18 protein-coding genes and 1 riboswitch are annotated in these 25,174 nt (G+C 72.3%); of the genes, 10 read left to right on the top strand and 8 right to left on the bottom strand.

All coding sequences use genetic code 11. The features are described 5' to 3' along the window. Window positions 1-36 precede the first annotated feature (36 nt). The 3 genes from ACWD1Z_RS02795 to ACWD1Z_RS02805 form a co-directional block, all read right to left on the bottom strand. A complete protein-coding gene (locus ACWD1Z_RS02795; protein ID WP_389415345.1) occupies window positions 37-1,215 on the bottom strand; it encodes a VWA domain-containing protein in 1,179 nt (392 codons plus the stop codon). 157 nt (window positions 1,216-1,372) lie between these two features. Further along, window positions 1,373-3,736, bottom strand: a complete 2,364-nt coding sequence (locus ACWD1Z_RS02800; RefSeq protein WP_451114972.1) for a DUF5682 family protein — start codon at window positions 3,734-3,736, stop codon at window positions 1,373-1,375. A gap of 66 nt (window positions 3,737-3,802) precedes the next feature. Then, a complete protein-coding gene (locus tag ACWD1Z_RS02805; RefSeq protein ID WP_451114973.1) occupies window positions 3,803-4,933 on the bottom strand; it encodes an ATP-binding protein in 1,131 nt (376 codons plus the stop codon). Window positions 4,934-5,066: 133 nt separating this feature from the next. Between ACWD1Z_RS02805 and ACWD1Z_RS02810 the strand changes: the two genes are divergently transcribed. Together ACWD1Z_RS02810 and ACWD1Z_RS02815 are read left to right on the top strand one after the other, a co-directional pair. After that, the gene (locus tag ACWD1Z_RS02810) at window positions 5,067-6,422 is read left to right on the top strand and encodes an SWIM zinc finger family protein (RefSeq protein WP_451114974.1); all 1,356 of its coding nucleotides are present in this window, start codon (window positions 5,067-5,069) and stop codon (window positions 6,420-6,422) included. A 346-nt stretch (window positions 6,423-6,768) separates the two neighbouring features. Then, complete coding sequence (locus ACWD1Z_RS02815; RefSeq protein ID WP_451114976.1) at window positions 6,769-8,433, top strand: DUF5691 domain-containing protein; 1,665 nt, start codon at window positions 6,769-6,771, stop codon at window positions 8,431-8,433. Here the strand turns inward: ACWD1Z_RS02815 and ACWD1Z_RS02820 are convergent. Further along, window positions 8,409-8,831, bottom strand: a complete 423-nt coding sequence (locus ACWD1Z_RS02820; RefSeq protein ID WP_186281212.1) for a cobalamin B12-binding domain-containing protein — start codon at window positions 8,829-8,831, stop codon at window positions 8,409-8,411. The two genes, ACWD1Z_RS02815 and ACWD1Z_RS02820, sit on opposite strands and share 25 nt — an antisense overlap. A gap of 572 nt (window positions 8,832-9,403) precedes the next feature. Here ACWD1Z_RS02820 and ACWD1Z_RS02825 point away from each other — a divergent pair. Both ACWD1Z_RS02825 and ACWD1Z_RS02830 read left to right on the top strand, forming a co-directional pair. After that, window positions 9,404-10,264, top strand: a complete 861-nt coding sequence (locus ACWD1Z_RS02825) for an esterase/lipase family protein (RefSeq protein WP_451114978.1) — start codon at window positions 9,404-9,406, stop codon at window positions 10,262-10,264. 84 nt (window positions 10,265-10,348) lie between these two features. Further along, window positions 10,349-11,974, top strand: coding sequence for a M23 family metallopeptidase (locus tag ACWD1Z_RS02830; protein WP_451114979.1), 1,626 nt, complete (start codon window positions 10,349-10,351; stop codon window positions 11,972-11,974). Window positions 11,975-12,019: 45 nt separating this feature from the next. Here the strand turns inward: ACWD1Z_RS02830 and pcrA are convergent, their stop codons facing one another. Continuing rightward, window positions 12,020-14,503 carry a DNA helicase PcrA gene (gene pcrA / locus ACWD1Z_RS02835; RefSeq protein WP_451114981.1) on the bottom strand — a complete coding sequence of 828 codons (2,484 nt, stop codon included), beginning with the start codon at window positions 14,501-14,503 and terminating at the stop codon, window positions 12,020-12,022. 351 nt (window positions 14,504-14,854) lie between these two features. After that, a riboswitch (cyclic di-AMP (ydaO/yuaA leader) is annotated at window positions 14,855-15,008 on the top strand. 7 nt (window positions 15,009-15,015) lie between these two features. Here pcrA and ACWD1Z_RS02840 point away from each other — a divergent pair. Then, complete coding sequence (locus ACWD1Z_RS02840) at window positions 15,016-16,206, top strand: NlpC/P60 family protein (protein ID WP_451114982.1); 1,191 nt, start codon at window positions 15,016-15,018, stop codon at window positions 16,204-16,206. Window positions 16,207-16,306: 100 nt separating this feature from the next. Then, window positions 16,307-17,317 (top strand): tellurite resistance/C4-dicarboxylate transporter family protein, encoded by a 1,011-nt coding sequence (locus tag ACWD1Z_RS02845; RefSeq protein WP_451114984.1) that lies wholly within the window; start codon window positions 16,307-16,309, stop codon window positions 17,315-17,317. Here the strand turns inward: ACWD1Z_RS02845 and ACWD1Z_RS02850 are convergent. Next, on the bottom strand, window positions 17,295-17,648 hold the full coding sequence (locus ACWD1Z_RS02850) for a hypothetical protein (protein WP_451114985.1): 354 nt from the start codon (window positions 17,646-17,648) through the stop codon (window positions 17,295-17,297). The genes ACWD1Z_RS02845 and ACWD1Z_RS02850 overlap by 23 nt on opposite strands. Window positions 17,649-18,119: 471 nt before the next feature. Here ACWD1Z_RS02850 and ACWD1Z_RS02855 point away from each other — a divergent pair, with 471 nt between their 5' ends. Continuing rightward, complete coding sequence (locus ACWD1Z_RS02855) at window positions 18,120-19,184, top strand: NlpC/P60 family protein (RefSeq protein ID WP_451114987.1); 1,065 nt, start codon at window positions 18,120-18,122, stop codon at window positions 19,182-19,184. Between the two features lie 27 nt (window positions 19,185-19,211). On the opposite strand, the gene ACWD1Z_RS02860 is transcribed toward ACWD1Z_RS02855, so the two are convergent. Both ACWD1Z_RS02860 and ACWD1Z_RS02865 read right to left on the bottom strand, forming a co-directional pair. Further along, window positions 19,212-19,922, bottom strand: a complete 711-nt coding sequence (locus tag ACWD1Z_RS02860) for a LuxR C-terminal-related transcriptional regulator (protein ID WP_451114988.1) — start codon at window positions 19,920-19,922, stop codon at window positions 19,212-19,214. Next, window positions 19,919-21,211, bottom strand: coding sequence for an ATP-binding protein (locus ACWD1Z_RS02865; RefSeq protein ID WP_451114989.1), 1,293 nt, complete (start codon window positions 21,209-21,211; stop codon window positions 19,919-19,921). Before ACWD1Z_RS02865 ends, ACWD1Z_RS02860 begins: the two co-directional genes overlap by 4 nt. A 179-nt stretch (window positions 21,212-21,390) precedes the next feature. On the opposite strand from ACWD1Z_RS02865, the gene ACWD1Z_RS02870 reads away from it, so the two are divergent. From ACWD1Z_RS02870 to ACWD1Z_RS02880, 3 genes are all read left to right on the top strand, one after another. Next, window positions 21,391-22,830: a PspC domain-containing protein gene (locus ACWD1Z_RS02870; protein ID WP_451114991.1), complete on the top strand. Its 1,440-nt coding sequence runs from the start codon at window positions 21,391-21,393 to the stop codon at window positions 22,828-22,830. Continuing rightward, the gene (locus ACWD1Z_RS02875; RefSeq protein ID WP_451114993.1) at window positions 22,817-23,077 is read left to right on the top strand and encodes a hypothetical protein; all 261 of its coding nucleotides are present in this window, start codon (window positions 22,817-22,819) and stop codon (window positions 23,075-23,077) included. The genes ACWD1Z_RS02870 and ACWD1Z_RS02875 overlap by 14 nt, the downstream gene beginning before the upstream one ends. A gap of 333 nt (window positions 23,078-23,410) precedes the next feature. Continuing rightward, window positions 23,411-24,712, top strand: coding sequence for a recombinase family protein (locus ACWD1Z_RS02880; RefSeq protein WP_451114994.1), 1,302 nt, complete (start codon window positions 23,411-23,413; stop codon window positions 24,710-24,712). The last annotated feature ends 462 nt before the right edge of the window (window positions 24,713-25,174 follow it).

Below are 25,174 nucleotides of genomic sequence, written 5' to 3' on the forward strand. Positions count from 1 at the left end.
CTGAGGCCGCGCAAGCCCCCCGTGACCGATGGGTACTCATGTCCGTTTTGCTGCCGCCGGATCCGGTACGGGGATCGGCCGCTTCTCGATCGCCGCCGCCATCACCTCGGGGAAGAGATCCGGCGTACAGGCGAACGCCGGTGCCCCCAGCGCGGCCAGCGCCGCCGCGTGTTCCCTGTCGTACGCCGGTGCCCCCTCGTCGGACAGCGCGAGCAGCGCCACGAACTGCACACCCGACGCCTTCATCGCCGCCACCCGCTTCAGCATCTCGTCGCGGATGCCCCCTTCGTAGAGGTCGCTGATCAGCACGACCACCGTCTCGGCGGGCCGGGTGATCTGCGACTGGCAGTACGCCAGCGCCCGGTTGATGTCCGTACCGCCGCCGAGCTGGGTGCCGAACAGGACGTCCACCGGGTCGTCGAGCTGGTCGGTGAGGTCGACGACCGCGGTGTCGAAGACGACCAGCCGGGTGTCGATCGACCGCATCGACGCCAGCACCGCCCCGAACACCGACGCGTACACCACCGACGCCGCCATCGACCCGGACTGGTCGATGCAGAGCACGACGTCCTTCTTCACCGACTGCGAGGCCCGCCCGTAGCCGATGAGCCGCTCGGGCACGATCGTGCGGTACTCCGGCAGATAGTGCTTGAGGTTGGCGGCGATCGTGCGGTTCCAGTCGATGTCGTGGTGGCGCGGCCGGCTGATCCGCGCGCTGCGGTCGAGGGCGCCGGTGAGCGTGGCCCGGGTGCGGGTGGCGAGCCGCTTCTCCAGGTCCTCGACGACCTTGCGCACGACGGCCCGCGCGGTCTCCTTGGTCGTCTCCGGCATGGCCTTGTTGAGGGAGAGGAGGGTCCCGACGAGATGCACATCGGCCTCCACCGCCTCCAGCATCTCCGGTTCCAGCAGCAGCGTGGAGAGTCCGAGCCGGTCGATGGCGTCGCGCTGCATGACCTGCACGACGGAGGAGGGGAAGTAGGTGCGGATGTCCCCGAGCCAGCGCGCCACGGACGGTGCCGACGCCCCGAGCCCCGCCGAACGGTCCTTCCCCGTCTGCGGCCTGTCCCCCTTCCCGTAGAGCGCGGTGAGCGCCCCGTCCATCGCGGCGTCCTGCCCGGCGAGCGTGCATCCGGTGCCGTCGGCCGCGTCCCCGCCGAGCACGAGCCGCCAGCGCCGCAGCCGCTCCTGCGCCGGGTCCGTCACGTCCGTCGTCATCCGCGCGTCCCTCCGTGCCGTTCCCACAGCGGGATCACCGGCACGGTCGTCGCCGGCCGGCCCCACGCCCGCGTCTCCTGGCCCTGTCCCGGCGCCTGCCGCGCGGCGCGCACCGCTCGGGCCCTCCCGCTCCGCTCCGCCCGTCCTCCGGCCGCCATCACGCCACCCCCACCATGTCGTCGTCGTCCGTGTCCAGCCCCAACAGCAGCCGCACCACCGGCAGTACGACGTTCCCGCGCTCCTGGTCCAGCCCGGCCGCGAACCCGGGTACGCCCGCACCCGTGGCCGCCGCGCCGCCCCGCTGTCCCGGCCCGCGCCGCACCAGCTCCCCGAGCGTTCTGCGCACGCCCGGCTCGTACGCCGAGAAGGTGCGCCTGAGCAGCGGCAGTACGTCGGTGAACGCGTCCGCCGGCACCCCGGTCAGCCAGGCGTCGACCAGGCCGAGCAGCCGCTCGTCGTGCACGAGCAGCATCCCGCCGCCCGATCCGCCGCCGACGAAGCCCTCGATCCAGGCCGCCGCGTCCCCGGGCGGTGTCCCCGGCGACAGCACGAGACCCATGAGCCGGGCCGCCTCGTCCTGCGCCAACTCCCCCTCGTCCAGCAGGAGTCGCACGGACCGGCCGCGGATCACGCCGGGAACCGAGTCCCGCAGGGACAGCACCTTGAGCACCGCCCGCCAGCGCCCGCGCAGATCGCCGTGGCCCGGCGCGGGCGCGTCGCCGAGCAGCCCCACCGCCCCGTGCACGGCGTCCACATGGCGCCGTATCTCCTCGGCGGCGTCCGCGTCGAGTCCGGCGCAGGCCGGGGGCAGTCCGACGAAGATCCGCTCGGCGAGACCGGCGGCGACCTCCGCGAGTGCCCCGGTGCCGGTGCCGCGGACGTCGCCGTACCGCAGGGAGCGGACCAGGGCGGGCAGGGCCTGGGCGAGGTGGCCGACGTCCGAGTCGAGCGCGGCCCGGTCGGCCAGCACCCGCATCACCGTCGGCAACGCGTCCGGCAGCTCGGCCAGCAGGCACCGCTCGGCGAGCGCGGTGACGTCGGCGAGGTGCTGCGCCGAGACGGCGTCCGCCTCGGACTTGGCGGTCGCTGCGGCGAGTACGGTCGTCCCCCACACCCCGGCCTCGGCGATCCGCACCGCCAGTTCCGGCTCCCAGCGCAGCCGCCAGGTCTCCCGGAAGGTGCCCGTGCTCCCCCGCGAGGCGACCGGCTCTCCCCACGGCACGCCCAGCAGCCGCAGCCGGTGCAGCAGCCGGCTGCGCCCGGCGTCGGTCTCCTTGCGCAGGTCGAGCTCCAACTCCCGCTCCAGCGCCTCCGGCTTGAGCCGCAGCCGGCGCTGGATCCGGTCGAGGTCCCGCTGCAGGGGCACCGCGGGCGCGTTCCGCGGCACCTCGCCCAGCACGTCGCCCACGACCAGCCGGTCGTGCACCAGCGCCAGCGGCACGTCCGAGCCGTCGCACATCACCGCCCGCACGGCGTCGGTGGTCTCGCCCAGGCCGGGCAGCGGGCGGCCGCGCATCGCCGCGAGCGTCTCGGCCAGCCGTACCGCCTCGATGACATGGGCGGAGGAGACCATCCGGTCCTCGGCCCGCAGCAGCCCCGCCACCTTGGTCAGCCACCGCTCGACGGGCCGGTCGGTGGCGCGGAACAGATGCCCGTACCACCCCGGCGAGTCGATGCCCGCCCCGTAGCCGCTGGCCCGCGCCAGCCTGCGGTGCGTCCACGGCACCCAGGTCATGTCCGCCTTGACCTTGGGCAGTCCCTTGAGCAGGGCCCGGTCGGCGGCGACGGTGCTCCGCCCGCCGAGCGCGGGCACGTGCCAGGCCCCGCACACCACGGCCACCGCGTCCCCGAACTCCTTCTGCGCGGCGCGCACTTGGAGCCGCATGTACGCCTCGCGCACCAGGTCCCGGTCGTGTCCGCCGCTGCCGTACACCTCCCGCAGCGCCGTCATGGCCTCCGCCAGCACCGCGAACGGCGCGAGCGGATCCCCCGCCGCACCGACCCCGCGGTGCTCGACGACGTCCTCCCACCAGCGCTCGGCGTCGTCGTATCCGGCGGCGTCGGCGAGCACGGCGAGCGGGTCGACCCGGACGTCGGCACGGCTCTCGGCCTGCTCCTCCGGGGACTCGGACGCTGGTGCGCCCGCTTCCGTCTCCCCCGTGTCCTCCTTCTCCCACGCCAGTGTGTGGGTGGCCGGAAGGTCGATGAAGCGGGCCGGTACCTCGTGCTCCAGCGCCCAGCGGATCGCGACCCACTCCGGGGAGAACTCGGCCAGCGGCCAGAACGCCGAGCGGCCCGGCTCGTCCACGGCATGGGCGAGGAGGGCGACCGGCGGCCGCATGTCCTCCTCGGCGGCCAGCGGGATCAGCGCGTCCGCCTCGGGCGGCCCCTCGATCAGCACCGCGCGCGGCCGGGCCGCGTCCAGCGCCGCCCGCACGGCGCGCGCCGAGCCGGGCCCGTGATGCCGTACGCCGAGCAGCAGCGGCCCGGCGGCCGTGCCGGGGTCAGCTCCCGTCGTCACACCGTCCCCCTCGCCTGGCCGGCCACCTGGTGTCGTCGTCCCGCGTGCGGAGCCTCCGGTTGGCGGTCACGCGCTCACCTCCCGGCAGGCGCGGTAGAAGTCGGTCCAGCCGTCGCGCTCGCGGACGACCGCCTCCAGGTACTCCTGCCAGACGACCCGGTCGGCCGCCGGATCGCGGACCACGGCGCCGAGGATGCCCGCGGCGACGTCGGCGGGCCGCAGGACGCCGTCCCCGAAGTGGGCGGCCAGCGCCAGGCCGCCGGTGACGACGGAGATCGCCTCGGCCGTGGAGAGGGTGCCGCTGGGCGACTTCACCTTGGTCCGGCCGTCGGAGGTCACCCCGTCGCGCAGCTCGCGGAAGACGGTCACCACCCGGCGGATCTCGTCCACGCCGTCGGGCACGGCCGGCAGGTCGAGGGAGCGGCCGATCTGGTCGACGCGCCGGGAGACGATGTCGACCTCCGCGTCCACGCTCTCCGGCAGCGGCAGCACGACCGTGTTGAAGCGGCGACGCAGGGCGCTGGAGAGGTCGTTGACCCCGCGGTCGCGGTCGTTGGCGGTGGCGATGAGGTTGAAGCCGCGGACGGCCTGCACCTCCTGGCCCAGCTCCGGGACGGGCAGGGTCTTCTCGGACAGGATCGTGATGAGCGTGTCCTGGACGTCGGCCGGGATCCGGGTCAGCTCCTCGACCCGGGCCGTCATGCCCTCCGCCATGGCCCGCATGACGGGGCTCGGCACCAGCGCGTCCCGGCTCGGGCCGTGCGCGAGCAGTTGCGCGTAGTTCCAGCCGTACCGGATCGCCTCCTCCGGGGTGCCGGCGGTGCCCTGGACCAGCAGGGTCGAGTCGCCGCTGACGGCCGCGGCCAGATGCTCGGACACCCAGGTCTTGGCGGTGCCGGGCACTCCGAGCAGGAGCAGGGCGCGGTCGGTGGCGAGGGTGGTGACGGCGACCTCGACGATGCGGCGCGGTCCCACGTACTTCGGAGTGATCACGGTGCCGTCCGGCAGGGTGCCGCCGAGCAGGTAGGTCGCCACGGCCCAGGGCGACAGCTTCCAGCGGGCCGGGCGCGGGCGGTCGTCCTGCGCGGCCAGCGCGGACAGTTCGGCCGCGAAGGCATCCTCGGCGTGCGGTCGCAACGGCTCGGTCGGTGCGCTCTCGCGTGTTGTCTCGGACGTCGGGTCCACGGACACGGTCATGGCGAAGTCCCCCTCCAGCTCGGCCGGTTCGGATCTGTCACCAACCGTGCACCACGCCACTGACAATCTGTTCCGACCTGCGCAAACGCGCTCGCCGGGCCGATTGTCAGTGGGGGGATCTACCTTCGATGGCATGACTCAGCAGGGGGTGCGCTGGAGCGCGGAGCAGGTGCTGGCACTCGCGCCTGACACCGCGTCACGCAAAGCGGGCAGCAAACTCGGCGCGGCCGGACCGTGGTCCGAGGCGGGCAGTACCGACGAGGGGACGGTGTGGGGACTGTGCAAGGGCAGTGGCAGCAAGCCGTATCAGACGGTCGTCGACATCGCGGACGCGTCAGGGCCCGCGTACAAGTGCAGTTGCCCCAGCCGGAAGTTCCCGTGCAAGCACGCGCTCGGGCTGCTGTTGCTGTGGGCGGGCGGGGACGGGGCCGTGCCGCAGGGACAGCCGCCGGACTGGGCGCGGGAGTGGACCGAGGGGAGAAGGAAGCGCGCGGAGCAGCAGCGGGCGGAAGGCGCATCCGGTTCCTCGTCCGGCTCGGCGGATCCGGAGGCGGCGCGGCGGCGGGCGGAGCGCCGGGCGGAGAAGGTCACCGCGGGGGCGACGGAGCTTGAGCAGCGGCTGGCGGATCTGCTGCGCGGCGGACTGGCCGGCGCGGAGCAGGCGGGGTACGGGCTGTGGGAGGAGACGGCCGCCCGCATGGTCGACGCCCAGGCGTCGGGACTGGCGGCGCGGGTGAGGGAGTTGGGGGCGATTCCGTCGTCCGGGCCCGGCTGGCCGGTGCGGCTGCTGGAAGAGTGTGCGCTGCTCCACCTGCTGGACCAGGGCTGGCTGCACCGCGAGCGGCTGCCGGAGCCCCTGGCGGCGACGGTCCGCTCCCGCATCGGTCTGCCCGCCTCGCCCGAGGGCCCGCCGATCCGCGACCGCTGGCTGGTCCTCGCCCAGTACGACACGGCGGACACCCGCCTGACCACCCGCCGGATCTGGCTCCACGGCGCCGACTCGGCCCGCACCGTCCTCCTCCTGTCCTACGGCGCCGCGGGCCGCGCCCCTGAGCCGGCGCTCCCGGTCGGGCTGGCCCTGGAGGCGGAGGTGTCCCCCTATCCGGGCGCCGGACAGCTGCGGGCGTCCCTGGGCGAGCGGTTCGCCGCGCCCGTACCCACCTCTCTGCGCCCGGCAGGGGTGACGACGACGCAGGCGGCGGCACGCTACGGGGAGGCGCTGCGGGACGACCCCTGGCTGGACTCGGTCCCGGTGACGCTGGAGCGGGTGATACCGACTCCGGACGGCGAGTCCTGGCAGCTGGCCGACGCCGACACCGACACGGCCCTGCCGCTCACCCCCACGGCCCGGTCCCGCCCCGGCCTGTGGAAGCTGGTCGCCCTCTCGGGCGGCGAACCGGTGAAGGTCTTCGGCGAATGCGGCCACCACGGCTTCACCCCGCTCGCGGCATGGCCGCAAGGACCGGGCGAGGCGATACAGCTGTGCTGAGCCGCCCGCGACACACCTCAGGACGACTACGGCCTCACCCCGCCCGCAGCCGGGCGGCAAGAGCCAGGCAAGGCGATACAGCCATGCTGAGCCCACGCCCCGACAAGCCCCAACCCCTGCGACCTCACCCCGCTCCCGGCGTGACCGCAGAGACCAGGCAAAGCGGAGCAGCCGCGCGGAGCCAACCCCGACCCACCCCAAGCCCCCCGCAGCCTCACCCCACCCCCAACCCGGCCGCAAGAGCCAGGCAAAGCGCAGCAGCCCCGCAGATCCGCCCCCGCCGCACCCCCAGCCCCCCATCCGGCAGCACCCCATCCGGCAGCACCCCACAGAAGGGACGCCCCTCGTGAACAGGACCCCGGACGCGTCTGCCTGGGAAGAGCTCGTCACCACCGCCCTCCTCGGCACCGACCGCCGCACCCCACCGGGGGCGGGCCCCGCCCGGGAGGCGCCGGTCGCGTTGCTGGACGCGGCCGCCCTGGAGACCGTGCGCCGGCGGGCGGGCCTGCTCCCGGCACGCGCGGCGGCCCGCCCCGAGCCGGCGCCCGAGGACAACCGGCCCGCGCTGCCCCCGGCGGCGGCCCGCAGGCTGGCGCTGCTGCTGGCCGACCGCGGAGCTACCGGCGGCGGACGCAGAAGCACGGCGCCGGACCTCATGGAGCTGCTGCCCCAGTGGCTGACGGCGGCCAACGCCCACGGCTACGCGGCGCCGCCGCAGCTGCTGCCGGCCCTGCTGGACGCGGCCCGGGGCCGCACGGACCTGCGGCCGGCGGCACTGCGCTTCGCGGGCACCCGCGCGGTGTGGCTGGCGCGGCTGAACAAGGACTGGCGGTTCGCCCTGCGCGCGACGCCCGGCGGCGGCACGGCGCTGCCCCGCCCCGAGGAGCGGGAAAGGGTGCGGCGGTTGTGGCAGGAGGGCCTGTTCGCCGAGCGCGTCGCCCTGCTGGCCGCGATACGGGCGCGGGAGCCCGTCGCCGCACGGGAGTTGCTGGCGACGACCTGGGCGACGGAGCGGGCCGAGGACCGGCTGATGTTCCTGGACTCGCTGCGCACCGGCCTCGGCCCGTCGGACGAGCCGTTCCTGGAGCAGGCGCTGGCCGACCGCAGCCGCAACGTGCGGGCGACGGCGGCCGAGTTGCTGTCGGCGCTGCCGGACTCGGCGCTGGCCGGGCGGATGGCGGTCCGGGCCGGGGCGTGCGTGGCCGTGGACCACACCGGGGCCACCGCGACGATCACGGTCGAGGCACCGCACGAGTGCGATCCGAGCATGGAGCGCGACGGTGTGGTGTCGAAGGCTCCGGCGGGACGCGGGGAACGGTCGTGGTGGCTCGGACAGTTGGTGGAGGCGGCACCGCTCGGCGGCTGGCCCGCGCGGCTGGGCGGCCGGACGCCCGCGCAGATCGTGGCGCTGCCGGTCGCGGACGACTGGCAGGCCGAGCTGCACGCGGCATGGTGCCGGGCGGCCGTACGGCAGCGGGACGCCGAGTGGGCGCGGACGCTGCTCGGGACGCCGTCGGCGCCGGAGGCGGGCGGGCCCGGGGCGGTGTCACTGGCCGAGCGGGCGAAGCTGCTGGGCACGCTGGATCCGGGCGAACGGGCCGAGTGGGTGGCCGGCTTCATCGCGCGGCACGGGCTGTCCGAGGCCTTCCAGCTGCTGGGCGTGTGCGCCGTGCCGTGGGCCGCGCCGCTCGGACGGGCGGTGGTCGACGCGCTCAACATCGCGCGGGACGCGGGGAGTTACCCATGGAGTTTCAGCGGCGTGATGGGGCTGGCCGAGCGCTGTCTGGACCCGGCCGAGGCGAGCCGCCTCGACGGCCTGCTGGCGGTGCCCGACGAGCCGGAGGACGCCTCGCCGGGGGCCGGAGGGTACTGGGCGGAGGCGTTCCAGCGGCTCGTCACGACCCTGCGGCTGCGGGCGGCGATGCTGGCGGAGCTGAGCGGGACCGCGCGGGCCGGCGACCCGCCCGCCCGCGCCGGAACAACCGCTCAGCCCCCGGAGACGCTCGGCTGACGCACGTTCGCGCGGACCCAGTCCACGATCGACTGCGTGGTCGCCCCCGGAGTGAAGATCTCCGCGACGCCCTTCTCCTTCAGCGGCGCGATGTCCGCCTCGGGGATGATCCCGCCGCCGAAGACCAGGATGTCCTCCGCGTCCCGCTCCTTGAGCAGGGCGATCACCGCGGCGAACAGCGTGTTGTGGGCGCCCGAGAGGATGGACAGACCGATCGCGTCGGCGTCCTCCTGGATCGCCGTGTCGACGATCTGCTCGGGCGTCTGGTGCAGGCCCGTGTAGATGACCTCCATACCGGCGTCGCGCAGCGCCCGCGCGATCACCTTGGCCCCGCGATCGTGGCCGTCGAGCCCCGGCTTGGCCACCACCACGCGGATCGGACCGGCTGCCACACCCATCACTGCCTCCATGAAGCGACTACATCCATCCGTACCGTCAAGTACCGCACACATCACTCGCGCCGTAGACGCCGCACACGCCGTGGCACGGACGCCCCGCGCCACAGCGCCCGGGGAAGTGAACGAACGTTATCGCCAGCATCCCGCAACCCGCAGTTTCACGGTGGGGAGCGAGGGGGAAATCACATGGTGGGACACGTTCGCCGCGCACCGTTCCGACCCTCTGCGGCTCACGGACCGCAGACCCAGGCGGCCGCCGGGCCATGGCCGGAACCCGCGCAACGGGAGCCGCGACGAGATCGCCGCACCACCGCGCCGCAGGCCGCGCGGCATGGGGGTGCGGCGGGTCGGCGAGGGCACGAGGAGCACGCAGGGCAGGTACGGCACGACAGCGGGGAGCCTCGTCGCCACACCGGCAGGGAGTCTCGTCACGTCATCGGCGTCATGGACGTCACACGCCGCCCCCGCCCCGCGCGGCCCGCTCGCGCGCCGTCGGCCGGCCTCGGCGCGACTTCCGATGAGGGCACACGGGGGACACAGCCGTCCTCGGGCGTGCCGACAGGAGGTCGGCCATGACGGTCACCAAGGCAGTGCTGCCCTTTCTCCCGCTCTGTCAGCGGCTCCTCCCGAGCCGGCTGACCGGACTGTCCATGGCGCTGTTGAAGGCCACCGCCCTCGAGATCGCGATCCTCGCCGGACACCTCCTCCTCTATCCGTCCGGGATCTCCCAGGAGCGCAGGGCCCCCCTCCCCGCACCGGACTCCCCGGAGCCCCCCCGGCTGCCGGCGGAGGCGAAGCCGCCGGTCGTGCTGCTGCACGGCTTCATCGACAACCGCTCGGTCTTCGTGCTGCTGCGCCGCAGCCTCGCCCAGCACGGCAGGCAGCAACTCGAGTCGCTCAACTACTCGCCGCTGACCTGCGACATCCGCACGGCGGCCGAGTTGCTCGGCCGGCACATCGAGGAGATCTGCGCGCGCACGGGCAGCAGCCGGGTGGACGTCGTCGGGCACAGCCTCGGCGGCCTCATCGCCCGCTACTACGTGCAGCGGCTCGGCGGTGACCTCCGGGTGCGGACCCTCGTCACCCTCGGCACCCCGCACTCGGGCACCCGCGTGGCGCCGCTGGCGAACGCGCACCCCATCGTCCGCCAGATGCGCCCCGGTTCGGCGGTGCTGGAGGAGCTGGCCCGGCCCGCGTCCGGCTGCCGTACGCACTTCGTGAGTTTCTGGAGCGACCTCGACCATCTGATGGACCCGCTGGGGACGGCCCGCATCGACCACCCCGACCTGTCGGCGCGGAACGTGCGGGTGAGCGGGGTGGGACATCTCGCCCTGCCCGTGCACCCGGCCGTGGCGGTCGGGATACGGCAGGCACTCGACACCGAGTGGACGGCAGCCGAAACCGCCCGCGCCGGCGGTCTGACGGTGGCCTGAGCCGGCCCCAATCCGGCGGAAGTCTCGAACAGCCTTCGAACACAAGGCCAAAGTCGCGCCCGCAGTCCCCCGAAACACGGCCGAATGCCCGTTTCCGGGAAAGGTGAAACCTGCCGAAGATTGTCGTGCCCGCATACCGCCGGGTACAGTCGCCGCACTGCTCTGGCAGCCCCTGTTGTCGAGGCGAAAGAGAAGTTGGTGAACGACCGTCACCCGTCGGGGACCATGACCACCCCGGCTCCGGCCTCCGAGGCCGCCTCGGCGCACTACGCGTCGTACGGCACCCAGGAAGCCCAGTACGACGACTTCACCACGCACGGTCACTACGACGCCACCGGTTTTCCGACGGCCACCGGGACCTTCGACACGGACCCGCTGTTCGGCTCGATGCCGGGCGAGAGCACCGGCGTCTACGACTCGGGCCAGTGGGCCACGGCCGGCCATCAGACCCCGCACTACGACGCGTACGCGGCCCAGCACCACGCCGCCTATGACACCGGCGTCCACGAGACGACCGCCTGGTCGGCCGGCCACCAGCAGCTGCCCGGCGTTCCGGCGCAGGCCACCAGCCCCGACGCCAGTGGCCAGTGGGACGCCAACGCCTGGCTGCAGCCCGACCCGTCCGGCGGCCCCGCCGACCGGACCCAGCACTGGGACTGGGGCACGCAGACCTTCGACACCGGCACCTACGACGCCACGCAGTGGAACTCCGACGGCGCCGCCACCGGGTCCGACGGCTACGAGCACCGGGCCGAATCGTTCGACCAGCAGCCGACGGCGACCTTCGAGCAGGTTTCGGCCGAGGAAGCGTCGCACGACGGGACGTCCTACCGCGAGACGTCGTACGAGGAACCCGCCCCGGGCGAGGGCGAGTCGGCCGACACCGGCGAGATCCCCGACGTGACCCCCCTCCTCGACGACGAGGAGGAGAGCGCCCCGGCGCCGGGTTCCCGCGCCGCCGCCCGCACCGCGTCCCGTTCCCGCCGCCGTCCCCCCGCCAAGCGCTCCGCGCTGCTGACCATCGCCGTGCCCTCGGCGTGTGTCATGGGCGTGGCCGGGATCGCCGCCGCCTCCGTCGGCACGCTGACGCCCGACGAGCAGGAGACCTCGGCCACCGCGTCGGACGCGCAGGCGGTCAAGCCCTCGACGGCCAACAACATGCTGGACACCCAGCTGGAGAGCGTCTCGGCCGGCGCCGACGACTTCGCCGACCGGGCCAGCCGGACGCAGGAGCGCATCGACCTCAAGGCCGAGCAGGAGGCCGAGCGGAAGAAGGCGGCCGAGGAAGCGGCCCGCAAGGAGCGGCTGCGCCCGAAGTTCGCGCTGCCGGTGGCCCAGCACGGGCTCAGCGCCTACTACGGCCAGGCCGGCATCAACTGGATGTCCGTGCACACCGGCATCGACTTCCCGGTGGCGTACGGCACTCCGGTGCTGGCCGCGACCGACGGCACCGTGCGCACCCAGTGGAACAGCGCCTACGGCAACATGATGATCGTGACCGCGATGGACGGCACGGAGACGTGGTACTGCCACCTCTCCACGTACCAGGTCGCCTCCGGTACGGCCGTGAAGGCCGGCGACCAGATCGCGTTCTCCGGCAACTCCGGCAACTCGACCGGCCCGCATCTGCACTTCGAGGTCCGCCCGGGCGGGGGGTCGGCCATCGACCCGCTGGCCTGGCTGCGCAGCCACGGCCTCGAGCCCTCGTAACTCCCCCGCAGTCCCCCGCCGTTCAGCAGCGGGGGACCCGCGAAACTACAGCTTCTCCACCGGCGCGTAGCGCAGCAGCAGCCGCTTCGGCTTGTCGCCGAAGTCGATCGTCGCCTCGGCGTTGGCTCCCGTGCCCTTGACCGCCATCACGGTGCCGAGCCCGAACTGGTCGTGCGTGACCCGGTCCCCGACCGCCAGCGAGACGACCGGCTGCTCGGAGGTCCGCCGGGTGGCGAAGCCGGACGCGCCGGAGGCCGAGGAACGCGACCGGGACGACGACAGCGAGGCCGCCACACCCGACGCGGGCCCCGAGGACACCGGCGAGGTGGCACCGGTGCGCTTCCAGTCGACGTGCTGCGTCGGAATCTCCTCCAGGAAGCGGGAGGGCGGGTTGTACGAGGGCTGCCCCCACGCGCTGCGCATCGACGAGCGGGTCAGGTACAGCCTCTCCCGCGCGCGCGTGATGCCGACGTAGGCCAGGCGCCGCTCCTCCTCCAGCTCCTTGGTCTGGCCGAGGGCCCGCATGTGCGGGAAGACGCCGTCCTCCATGCCGGTGAGGAAGACGACCGGGAACTCCAGGCCCTTGGCGGTGTGCAGGGTCATCAGGGTGATGACGCCGGAGCCGTCCTCGTCCTCGTCGGGGATCTGGTCGGAGTCGGCGACGAGCGCGACCCGCTCCAGGAAGTCGGCGAGCGAGCCGGTCGCCTCGCCCTCGCCGGACTCCTGCTCGAACTCCAGGGCCACGGCGGCGAGTTCCTGGAGGTTCTCGATCCGGGTCTCGTCCTGCGGGTCGGTGGAGGCCTGCAACTCGGCGAGATAGCCGGTGCGTTCGAGCACCGCCTCCAGGACGGTCGCGGGCCCGGCGCCGGACTCGACGATCGTACGGAGCTCCTCCATCAGCGTGTTGAACCGCTTGACCGCGTTGGTGGAGCGCGCGGCCATGCCGTACGCCTCGTCCACGCGCTTGAGCGCCTGCGGGAAGCTGATCTTCTCGCGCTGGGAGAGGGCGTCGATCATCGCCTCGGCGCGGTCGCCGATGCCGCGCTTGGGGACGTTCAGGATGCGCCGCAGCGGGACCGAGTCCTCGGGGTTGGCGAGCACGCGCAGGTAGGCCAGGACGTCCCGGACCTCCTTGCGCTCGTAGAAGCGGACGCCGCCGACGACCTTGTAGGGCAGGCCGACGCGGATGAAGACCTCTTCGAAGACGCGGGACTGGGCGTTGGTGCGGTAGAAGACGGCGACGTCGCCGGCCTTCGCGTCGCCCGCGTCGGTGAGGCGGTCTATCTCGTCGGCGACGAACTGCGCCTCGTCGTGCTCGGTGTCGGCGACATAGCCGGTGATGCGCGCGCCCGCGCCCGCGTTGGTCCACAGATTCTTGGGGCGGCGGGATTCGTTGCGCTCGATGACGGCGTTGGCGGCGGTGAGGATCGTCTGGGTGGAGCGGTAGTTCTGCTCCAGCAGGATCGTCGTCGCGTCCGGGTAGTCCTCCTCGAACTGGAGGATGTTGCGGATGGTCGCGCCGCGGAAGGCGTAGATCGACTGGTCGGCGTCACCGACGACGCAGAGCTCGGCGGGCTTGAGGTCGTCCTCGGCGGGCGGTACGTCGACGGGGTGCTCGGCGGTGCCCACCAGCTCGCGCACGAGCGCGTACTGGGCGTGGTTGGTGTCCTGGTACTCGTCGACGAGGACGTGCCGGAAGCGGCGGCGGTAGTGCTCGGCGACGTCCGGGAAGGCGCGCAGCAGATGGACCGTCGTCATGATCAGGTCGTCGAAGTCCAGCGCGTTCGCCTCACGCAGGCGGGACTGGTAGAGCGCGTAGGCCTGGGCGAGGGTCTTCTCGAAGCCGTCGGATGCCTGGGCGGCGAAGTCCTCCTCGTCGATCAGCTCGTTCTTCAGGTTCGAGATCTTGGCGCTGAAGGACTTCGGCGGGAAGCGCTTGGGGTCGAGGTCCAGGTCACGGCAGACCAGGGCCATCAGGCGCTTGGAGTCGGCGGCGTCGTAGATCGAGAAGGAGGAGGTGAAGCCGAGCTTCTTCGACTCGCGCCGCAGGATCCGCACGCACGCGCTGTGGAAGGTCATCACCCACATCGCGTTGGCCCGCGGGCCGACGAGCTGCTCCACGCGCTCCTTCATCTCGCCCGCGGCCTTGTTGGTGAAGGTGATCGCGAGGATCTGCCCGGGGTGCACGTCCCGCGCGGCGAGCAGATGGGCGATGCGGTGGGTGAGCACGCGCGTCTTGCCGGAGCCCGCGCCGGCCACGATGAGCAGGGGGGTGCCGGAGTGCACGACGGCCGCGCGCTGGTTCTCGTTCAGCCCTTCGATGAGCGCGGCCGCGTCGAGGGCCGGGCGCGGGGCGCCGTCGCGGTAGTAGGCGTCCCGGTCCGGGGGCACGTCGAACTTCCCGCCGAACAGATCGTCCGGAACCGGCTCCGGAGCGTGATCGTCCTCGGGCGGCGGCGGGGGTTCCTCGGCATGGGCCCGAGGGGCCTGGAGGTCCGCCAGGAAGCTGTCGTCAAAGAGGCTGCTCATCGCTCTCCGAGTCTAGGGCTCCCCACTGACAGCCCGCCGCCGCCCTGAGAACATCCCCCGAATCGGCGGCCGGGGATCGTCGCGTCGCGCCCGCCGGGCAGGGGGCCTTCACCCCCGTACACCTGCGGCGGAGACCTTGGTCACAGCATCGGACGGGAACCGGTCGGCGGACAGGTCGCCGCAGACCCGTCCAGATCGATCAGGTCCCCCGACGCCGGGACCCAAGGTCACGAAAATGTATCGGGCATATCACCCATCAACCTTCACAGGCGCCACACGAGTTGGCTACCGTGCCGCACAGGCCGTACGACCCCCACCGGCGAACCTCGCCGGGCCGCGCGGCCTCCGCCGAGTCCGCTGCCGCCTGGCAGCCGAGCCGGGGACCCACCGAACATTGGGGTGAATCGACCCGACTCCCGTACGGGACACGGTCGTAGGGCAACCCTTCCTAACCACCCGCCCGAACCCGACAGCTAACCCGGTAGGCGGACCATTGGAAGGAGTCGCCTCCCTTGGCGTCGCACCGCAAGTCGCGTCCCGCGGGTACGCGCGTAGCAGGCATACGGACCCCCGCCCTTGCCACGGCCGCCCTCACCTCCGTGGCCCTGCTGTCCCAGACGGCCAACGCCAACCCGGCCACGGACGACAAGCCGAGCCTCGAAGAGGTCGAGAAGAAGGTCGACGACCTCTACCGGCAGGCGGAGACGGCGACCGAGAAGTACAACGCCGCCAAGGAGCGGACCACCAAGCAGCGCAAGCAGGTCGACACCCTCCTCGACGACGTCGCCGAGCGCACCCAGAAGCTCAACGACGCGCGGGAGGAGCTCGGGTCCTTCGCCGCCGCGCAGTACCGCACCGGCGCCTCCGTCCCCGACACCGCGACCTTCCTGCTCGCCGACACCCCGCAGGACTACTTCGACCAGACCCAGCTGATGAGCCGGATGACCGGCCGCCAGAAGGAAGCGGTCGACGACTACATCACCGAGCAGTCGGCGACGATGAAGAAGCGCAAGGAGGCCACCGAGAGCCTCCGGACGCTGAACGAGTCGCAGACCGATCTGAAGACCGCCAAGTCCACGGTCCAGAAGAAGCTCGCCGACGCGCGGGAGCTGCTGTCGCAGCTGACGGCGGAGGAGAAGGCGCGGCTCGCCGCGATCGAGCGCAAGCGCCAGGAGGAGGCCGCGCGCAAGGCCGCCGAGCTGGCCGATCAGCAGGCGGCGGAGGAACAGCGCCGCGATGAGGCCGCGAAGGCGGCGGCCCAGCAGCAGAGCGGCTCCTCCTCCGGTTCGACGGAGACCTCCACCGGCAGCACCGGGTCCGAGGCCACCGCGGACTCCTCCTACGCCACGAAGGCCGAGAAGGCGATCGCCTTCGCCCGCGCGCAGATCGGCAAGCCGTACGTCTGGGGCGCCACGGGTCCCGACTCCTACGACTGCTCGGGGCTGACCCAGGCCGCCTGGAACGCGGCGGGCATCTCCCTGCCGCGCACCACGTACGACCAGGTCGACGCCGGCACGACGGTCTCCCTCGCCAACGCCCTCCCCGGCGACCTCGTCTTCTTCTACGACGACGTCACCCACGTGGGCATCTACATCGGCAACGGCATGATGATCCATGCCCCGAAGCCCGGCACGTACGTCCGCGAGGAGTCGGTCTACTACGACGGCGAGGGCTCGATCCACAGCGTGGTCCGGCCGGCCTGATCCGACGCGGCACGCGCGCGGGGGTGATTCGGCGCCCCGTTTGCCCGCCCACGCGCGCGTGCCCCCTCGCCGGCCGCGCCGCGCTCCTTAGCATCGGCGCATGTCCGGCTCCCTTGTGCTCCGCTCACTCAGCGCCTGGTGGGCGCTGCGTCCTCCGGCGGCCGGGGCGGCGGTGATGGCGACCGGCATCGTGTCGGTCGGCCTGCACCTCACCGGGCACGAGGTCCTCTCCCTGATCGCCCTGGCGGTGGGCTGCACGGCCTGGCTGGGCCTGGCCGGGGACTTCGTCGTACGGCTGCTGCGGCAGCCGCGGCGCTGGCGGGAGGAGGCCGGCACCCCCGCCGCGCTCACCGCCGTCGCGGCGACGGCCGTGCTCGGCACCCGTTTCTCCGCCGAGGGATGGCAGGTCCTGGCCGGGGCCCTGCTGGCGGCGGCCGCCCTGCTGTGGGCGGGCCTGCTCGGTGTCGTCGTGCGCCACTGGCACCGCGGTATGCCCGGCGCGGTGTTCCTGGGCTGCGTGGCCACGCAGGGCCTCGCCGTACTCGGCGCCACCCTCGCCGCGGCGGAGTCGGCGGCCTGGCTCGCGCACGCGGCGCTGGTGCTGTTCTGGCTCGGTCTCGTCCTCTACGCCGTCGCCCTGGCCTGCTTCGATCCACACCAGGTGGTGAAGGGCGCCGGGGACCAGTGGGTGGCGGGCGGCGCGATGGCCATCTCCGCGCTCGCCGGTTCCAGGCTGATCGCCGCCGACAGCGCGCGCCTGCACCTGTGGAACGACGATGCCGACGACGTCCTGCGCACGGTCACCGCCGGCGTGCTCGCGCTCGACCTGGCCTGGTACGCCGTGCTCCTCGTCTCCGAGGTGATCCGGCCGCGGCTGCGCTACGACGTCCGCCGCTGGGCGACCGTGTTCCCGCTGGGCATGACCGCGGCGGCGACCCTGTCGGTGGCCGCCGCGGTGGACGTCCCCTGGCTGGAGACCCCCGGGGAGGTCCTGCTGTGGATCGCGGTCGCGGCCTGGCTCGCCGTCGCCGCGGGGGCGGTGCGGGAGGAGCGGGCCTACGCCGCGTCCGCCGCCCAGGACGCCGGGCTCACGTCCACAGCACCGCGATGAAGACGTTCGCCGTGGTGAGCAGGCCCACCAGGCCGAACAGGCCCTTGTCCACCTTCTCGTCGTCCCGCTTCACATAGACGAGCCCGAGGATCACGATCAGCAGGGCCAGCTTCACGCCGATCTTGATGTTGTCGACGGTCTGGTCGTCCGCCTGGTTGAGCCCGACCAGGATCACCCCGGTGACCAGCATCGTCAGCGCGCCGTGCAGCATCGCCGGCACGAACCGGGCGGTGCCCTGGCCCATCGCCTTCAGCTGGGTGAGGAATCCGCCCAGCAGGGAGGCGATGCCGATGATGTGCAGGCCGACGAAGAGATGGATGAGTACGTCCATGAGGCCGGAGCCTAATCAGCGGCCTCCGCGACGCCTGACACCGGGCCTCCGGAACGCCCGGCACCGGCCCGCCTTCCCCACGCGGCGGAGCGTGCATATATGCGCGCCATAGCACCCCGCCGCCCCCACCCGCCTCGGAAACCCCCACTTCGGTCATCGCTCAGCGTGAAGGCGACCGCCCCACTCGCGGATCACGGTCACATGCGGTCACCCGGTGATCCGCCCATGGCAGTTCCGGACAAGACGTCACCCACCCGGCACACCCAGGTTTAGCGTCCTCCTCCAGGTGACCGGCTCCCCACCGCCGCCCGGGCCAGGGGCGGCAGCCGGACACCACCGCCGAGAAAGTCCGGCGGCGGACCGCTCCCCCTGTGCGGGCCGCCGCCGGACGCGTGCGGCCGTGCTCCGCTCCCCTGGCGGCGTGCGGGCCGGGCGGGTCACAGGAGTCGTGCGAAAGGACGTGCAGTCCCCATGGCAGCGCACCGCAAGCCCCGGCAGCGCTCGGCCGGCGGCACCACCGTCCGTACGGCCGCCACCGTCGCCCTCGCGGGCGCGGCGACCGCGACGGGCTTCGACGGCACCGGGCACGCCGAGCCCGTACGGACACCGGCGCAGGTCAAGGCGGAGGTGGACCGGCTGTACCGGGAGGCGGAGGCCGCCACCGACAAGTACAACGGCGCGAAGGAGAAGGCGGACGCGGCCGAGGCGCGGCTGAAGACGCTGCGGGACGAGGCCGCCCGCAGGACGGAGAAGCTCAACACGGCCCGGGACGCACTCGGTTCCATGGCCGCGGCGCAGTACCGCGACGGCGGTCTCGACCCCGCCGTACAGCTCGCCCTCACCGACGACCCCGAGCGGTATCTGGAGGGCGCCGAGTTCGTCGAGCGCGTCGGCACCCGGCAGGCCGCCTCCGTCGCCGACGTACGCAAACAGCTGCGCGCCATCGAGCGGTTGCGCGGGGCCGCGCGGGTCGAACTGGCCTCGCTCACCTCACGCCAGGCGGAGCTGAAGCGGCACAAGAAGACGATCACCGGGAAGCTGGACGCCGCCGAGCGGCTGCTGTCCCGGCTGTCGGCCGAGGAGCGCGCGGAGCCGGGCGAGGACACGGGCGAGCGCGCCACCCGCTCCGCGCCGGACCCGCGCACCCCCCTCGCGGCCCCCGGGGCGGCCACCGGCCAGGCGCCCGACTCCCGTGCGGCGGACGCCGTCGCCTACGCCTACCAGAAGCTCGGCAGCCCCTATGTGTGGGGCGCCACCGGCCCGAACGCCTTCGACTGCTCGGGACTGACCCAGGCCGCCTACCGCGCCGCGGGAGTCTCGCTGCCCCGCACCACCTACGCCCAGATCGACGCCGGCCGCCGGGTCTCCCGCGCCGAACTCCTCCCGGGCGACCTGGTGTTCTTCTACTCCGGCATCACCCATGTCGGCATCTACGTCGGCAACGGCCAGATGATCCACGCCCCGAACCCGTCCGCTCCGGTCCGGGTGGCGCCGATCACCGAGATGCCGTTCGCCGGGGCGACCCGGGTCGTGTGAGGCGGGGTGTGTGAGGCGGATCCGGGCTCACACCAGCCGTCGGGCCGTCGCCCACCGGGTCAGCTCGTGCCGGTTGGAGAGCTGGAGCTTGCGCAGCACCGCCGAGACATGGGACTCGACCGTCTTCACCGAGATGAACAGCTGCTTGGCGATCTCCTTGTACGCGTAACCCCGGGCGATGAGCCGCAGCACCTCACGCTCGCGCTGAGTGAGCCGGTCCAGGTCCTCGTCGATCGGAGGGGCGTCGGTGGAGGCGAAGGCGTCGAGGACGAAGCCGGCCAGCCGCGGCGAGAAGACCGCGTCGCCCTCCTGCACCCGGAAGATCGAGTCGACCAGGTCGGTGCCGGTGATCGTCTTGGTCACATAGCCCCGCGCACCGCCCCGGATCACCCCGATGACATCCTCCGCGGCATCCGAGACGGACAGCGCCAGGAAGCGGACGGGCTCCGCCGCGTCGGCCATCAACGGGGCGCAGCGGCGCAGTACTTCGACACCGCCGCCGCCCGGCAGGTGCACATCGAGGAGGACGACCTCGGGGCGGGTCGCGGTGATCACCGTGACCGCCTGGTCGACGTCCGCCGCCTCGCCGACGACCTCGACGCCGGTCTGCTCGGTCTGGCCGATCTCGGCCTGGACCCCCGTACGGAACATCCGGTGGTCGTCGACGAGGACCACACGCACCCGGCGCTCACCCGCGCTGCCGGTGGCCTCCGCCGTACCGCTTGCCTCGTCGCTCATGACGTCTTCTCCGCCCTCTCCATCTCCAGTTCGACCTCCGTGCCGCCGTCGGGTACCGCGCGCAACCGCGCCGTACCGCCGTAGCGCTCCATGCGGCCGATGATCGATTCTCTGACGCCCATCCGGTCGGCGGGTATCGCGTCGAGATCGAAGCCGGGACCGCGGTCCCGGACGGACACGAAGACCGTCTTCCCCTCGACCTCCGCGTAGACCTGCACGGCGCCGCCCTCGCCACCGTACTTGGCGGCGTTCACCATCGCTTCGCGCGCCGCCTGCATCTGTGCGCCGATCCGCTCGTCGAGCGGGCAGTCGCCGACCACGACGACCTCGATGGGGACCCCGTGCTTGTCCTCCACCTCCGCGGCGTTGCGCCGGACCGCGTCGGCGAGGGTGTCGGGCTCCTCGGCCTCGTCCTTCCCGGTGCCCTCGGGCTTGTAGAGCCAGGTGCGCAGGTCGCGCTCCTGGGCGCGGGCGAGGCGGCGCACCTCGCCCGCGTTCTCCGCGTTGCGCTGGATCAGGGTCAGGGTGTGCAGCACCGAGTCATGGACATGGGCGGCCACTTCGGCGCGCTCCTGGGCGCGAATGCGCATCAGCCGCTCCTCGGAGAGGTCCTGGGTCATGCGGACCAGATACGGGCCCGCGAGGAGCGTTATGCCGACGAGGACGGCGAGGGCCGCCTGGAGCACGGAGCCGAGGTGGGCGGCCGAGCCCTGGAGCACGAAGATGCCGGAGACACCGGCGGTGACCAGCAGCACTCCGCCGGCCGCGCGCAGCAGGGTCAGGGTGCGCCGACGGCGGCCGACCTCCATCCAGCGGGCCCGGCGGGCGTTGTCCGCCTGCCGCCAGACCAGGGCGACGCCCGCGCTGACGAGGACGGCGGGCCAGAGATAGGCCTGCGCGCCGGTGCCGACGTCGACGCTGCCCACGAAGACCATGGCGACGACGACCATGAGGAGCAGGGCGACGATCTGGCCCTTGTCCGGCTTGCGGGCGACCAGTCTGCGGCGGCCGTCCGCCGCGGTCTCGGTGCCGACGAGGGAGGGCGGGCGCTGTCCCGCGACGCCGCCGACGCCGAGCGGCACGAAGAACCAGAACGCGGCGTACAGCAGGGCGCCGAGGCCGTCCGCCATGAACAGGCCCACGAAGACGAGCCGCACCCAGATCACCGGCAGCCCGAGGTGCCCGGCGAGCCCCCGCGCCACACCCCCGAGCCAGCGTCCGTCGCTGCTGCGGTAGAGCTTGCGCGGCGGCCGCGGTTCGGCGAGGGGCGCTGCTGCGGCTTCCGACATGCCACCGATGGTCACACGACCGGCGGAGCGGAGCATCAGGGTTGACCCCCGAGACTCCCCCGATCTTCGGGCGGCCCCCGGCTCGAACGGGTCCCGGGCGCCGGCTCAGGGGCGAAATCAGGGTCCGGCCAGGGTCGTTCCCACTGCCGCCGGGGCGCCGCGCCCGTCACCATGGACCCATGACTGATCACGAGCACGCCGCGACGGGTCCGGGACCCGGCTCCGGCCCGGGCCCCGCCGCGGGCGCCGGGCCGCGGGGTGCCGCGCCCGCCGCGGACTCCGCTCCCGGCGCGGGCTCCCGCGCACACGGGCGGGCGGGCGCGCGGGAAGAGGGGCCGGGCGCCGGGCCGCCCGGCCGGTTCCGCCGGGACCGGCGGCACAAGCTGCTCGCGGGGGTGTGCGCGGGCCTCGGACGGCAGTGCGACATGGACCCGGTGATCTTCCGGATCACCCTCACCGTGCTCTCCGCGACCGGCGGCCTCGGCCTGATCTTCTACGGCTTCGCCTGGCTCTTCGTCCCGTCCGACGACGAGGACGAGAACGAGGTGCGCAAGCTGCTCACCGGCCGGGTCGACGGCCAGGCGCTGGCGGCGGTGCTGTTCGCGCTGGTCGGCTGCGGAGTGTTCCTGACCATGCTGAGGAACGGCGGGGTGCTGACCTTCGCCGTCATACTCTCCCTGCTCCTCGCCGGCGCCGGGTACTGGTCGCGGCAGCGCGGCGGCGCCGACCCCGATCCGCTCGCCGCGCAGGCCGTCGCCGACGCCCCGCCGGAGGCCCAGGCGCCCCCGGCGCCCTCCGCCTACCCCTCCTGGTGGCGGGACCCCATCGTCAAGGACGGCACCCATGACGGCGGCACCGGCTATCTGTGGGGCCCCCGCGACTCCCGCGACCGGGACATCTCCGCGGTGGTCGACATCAGCCTCGACGAATACCCCCACGGCCGCGAGGAGCTGCGCGCCCGCCGCCCGGAACCGCCGAAGCCGCGCGGGCCCCGCTGGATCGGCGGCTGGGTGCTGCTGCTGGCCCTGGTCGCGGGCGGTCTGGGCACCGGCCAGACCTGGCACGAGCATCCGCTCGGCACCAGCCTCCAGACCGGTCTGGCCTGCGCGCTGATGGTGTTCGGCGCGGGCATCGCGATCAGCGCGTTCCTCGGGCGCACGGGAGCCGGGTCCGTCTTCATGGCGGTCGTCACCGCGGGACTGCTGGCCGCCTCGGCCGCCCTGCCCAAGGACATCGGCACCGAGTGGATACGTACGACCTGGAAGCCGGCCAGTGCGGCGGCCGTGGGGAGCCAGTACGACCTGGGCACCGGCGTCGGCACCCTCGACCTGAGCCGGCTGGAGGTCGCCGAGGGCAGGACGGTGACCACCAGCGCCGAGGTCGGCGTCGGAGAGCTGAAGGTGATCGTGCCTCCGGAGGTGACCGTGAAGGTGAGCATCGCCGTGGGCGTGGGAGACATCCAGCTCCCCGGCGACGACCAGCAGGACGTGGACGTGGCACCGGGCAAGCACAAGGAGGTCACGCTGAAGCCGGCCAAGGGCACCGAGGCGGCGGGCACGATCGAGCTCGATCTGAATGTGGGCGTGGGACAGGCGGAGGTGCGGCGTGCTGCGTCATGAGTTCCAGCCCGGGCGGCTGGTCGCGGGCGCCTTCCTCACCCTCGCGGGCGTCCTCTACGCCGGGGACGCGGGCGGGGCGTGGGAGACGCCGTGGTTCGCGGTGATCCCGGTGGTGCTGGCCGGGCTGTGCCTGGCGGGCGCGGTGGCCATCGTGGCCCGGGGCATCCGCAGGCGCCGCCGGACGGGCCGAGCGGGCGACGACTCCGGACCGACGCCGAGCCGGGCCGAGCGGGAGGCTGCACGGTGACCTGGGGAGGTTGCGGTGCCGGTCGCCGCCTGGCGGCAGCGGGTGCCGGGCGCCGCTTGCAAATAGCAAGTGCCGGGCGCCGCCCGCCGGAAACCGGCGCCAGTCACCGCCTACTGATAGCCGTGCCGGTCGCCGCCTGCTGATAGCCGATGCCGGGCGCCGCCCGCCGGAAACCGGTGCCAGTCGCCGCCTACTGGTAACCCGCTCGCTGGCGTCTGCGGGCGTGGAGCAGGGCGTCCAGGGAGAGGTAGGGGGCGCCGGCGAGGACCAGGGGCAGCCAGGCCATCAGGTAGGCGAGGTCACTTGCGTATCACTGTTGTAGGGAGACCGCTCATGAAGCCTGTGCGTGTTCTGATCGCCCTCAGGATCAGCAACGAGACCGATGCGTCCACCTCGTTGGAGCGGCAGCTCCAGGACTGCACGGCCTACGTGAACGAAAGGCAGCACCTCGGGTGGCAGGTGGTGGGAGTAGCCAGAGACGCTCACATCTCCGCCACCAAGTCGCACCCCTTCGAGAGACCGGAACTCGGGGAGTGGCTAAACAACCGGGCTCCCGAATTCGACCTGTTGCTGTTCTGGAAGATGGACAGGTTCGTCCGCAAGGTCGTCGACATGCAAGACATGATCAAGTGGGCGACTGCACACGGCGGCAAGGCCTTGGTTTCGGTCAAGGAACCAGTACTCGACATGATCGGCCCCTTCCGGCACGTCATCATCGATCTATTCGCCGCCATTGCCGAGACTGAAGCCCAGAACATCTCCATGCGAGTCAAGTCGTTCCAGAGCTACGCCAAGTCAAAGAACGTCTGGGCCAAGGGAAACCCGCCCTACGGCTACGAGTCCTTCCGAGACACCGACGGCGCGATGAGGCTTCGAGTCCGGGAGAATCAAAGGCAAGTCATTCGGGAGATGTACAAGCGAGTAGTTGAGGACGGGGAGCCCTACTCGACCATCTGCGACGACTTCAACGCCAGGGGGATTCCCTCCCCTGCGGGTGAGAGGATGTCGGATCGCCGAAAGAAAAACGGTACATCGGTTCCTGTATGGCGGAGCCGCACCATCACTAACATTCTGAGGTCAGAAACCATCCTCGGCTGGAAGTGCGAAGAGGTGAAGGTTCCCGGAAAGAAGTACGGGGTATCCCAAGCCATCCTCACTTCCGAGGGGAAGGTTCGAATGGCAGACCCCATTCTGACAGACGACGAGTGGGCGAGGCTCCAGGATGAGATGAACGGACGACCTGGTGCCGCCCGTCGCTCCACCAAGAACACGACTGCCTATCGCGGAGTTGTGCTCTGCGGCAGATGCGGCAAGAACCTGTACCTCTTCAACCCGGAGAGACAGCAAGGCAAGCCGGTGTACCGATGCAATAAGTCAGCAAATCGGGATTCCTGCGGGAAGGGGTATGCCTTCCGGGCCGAGAAGGTGGAGGAGCTTGTCGAGACGATGATCCTCGGAACCATCGGGGACTTCCCTACGCACGAGCGCCACTACGTAAAAGGGTCGAACAACTCTCAGAGGCCCCGGGAGATCGAAGAGTATGTAACGGAACTACAGAGGTCCCTCCGCCCTGGCGGCAAGAACTCATCGGGATTCGCAAAGAAGGCCACAGAGGAAGATTGCCGCCCTCTATGAAGAACACGACTCTCTGGCGGCCGAAGGCGACAAGCCGGACAGGTACGAGTACCGGGACACTGGGGAGACCTTCCGTCACATGTGGGAGAGGAACAAAGGAAATGAGGTCGAGAGAACACGTCACCTCCTGAAGGCAGGAATCACCATCCGGCTAAATCCCCTCACCAAGGGAGTCTCCAACACCACCGACTTCGGTGGAGAGGTGGACCTAGGAAACCGAAGTGAGCCATTTACCATCCACTAACCCAGAGGGCATCCCTCTTGAGGGGGGTGCCCACCAGTACGAGCTACTCTCAGAAGTTTTTCGTGGGGGTATATAAAACCCCCCACATTAATAAGGTACGCGTCCTTTGCGTCATTCCCGGACGGCAGTCTGAGCAGGTGGGAGCAGGGTCACACCGCACGAGGCCAGCAGGAGTCCCTCAGGGGACCGAGCAGGACGAGGGCAGCGTGATCGAAGAT

The organism is Streptomyces sp. NPDC002784 (assembly GCF_053592135.1).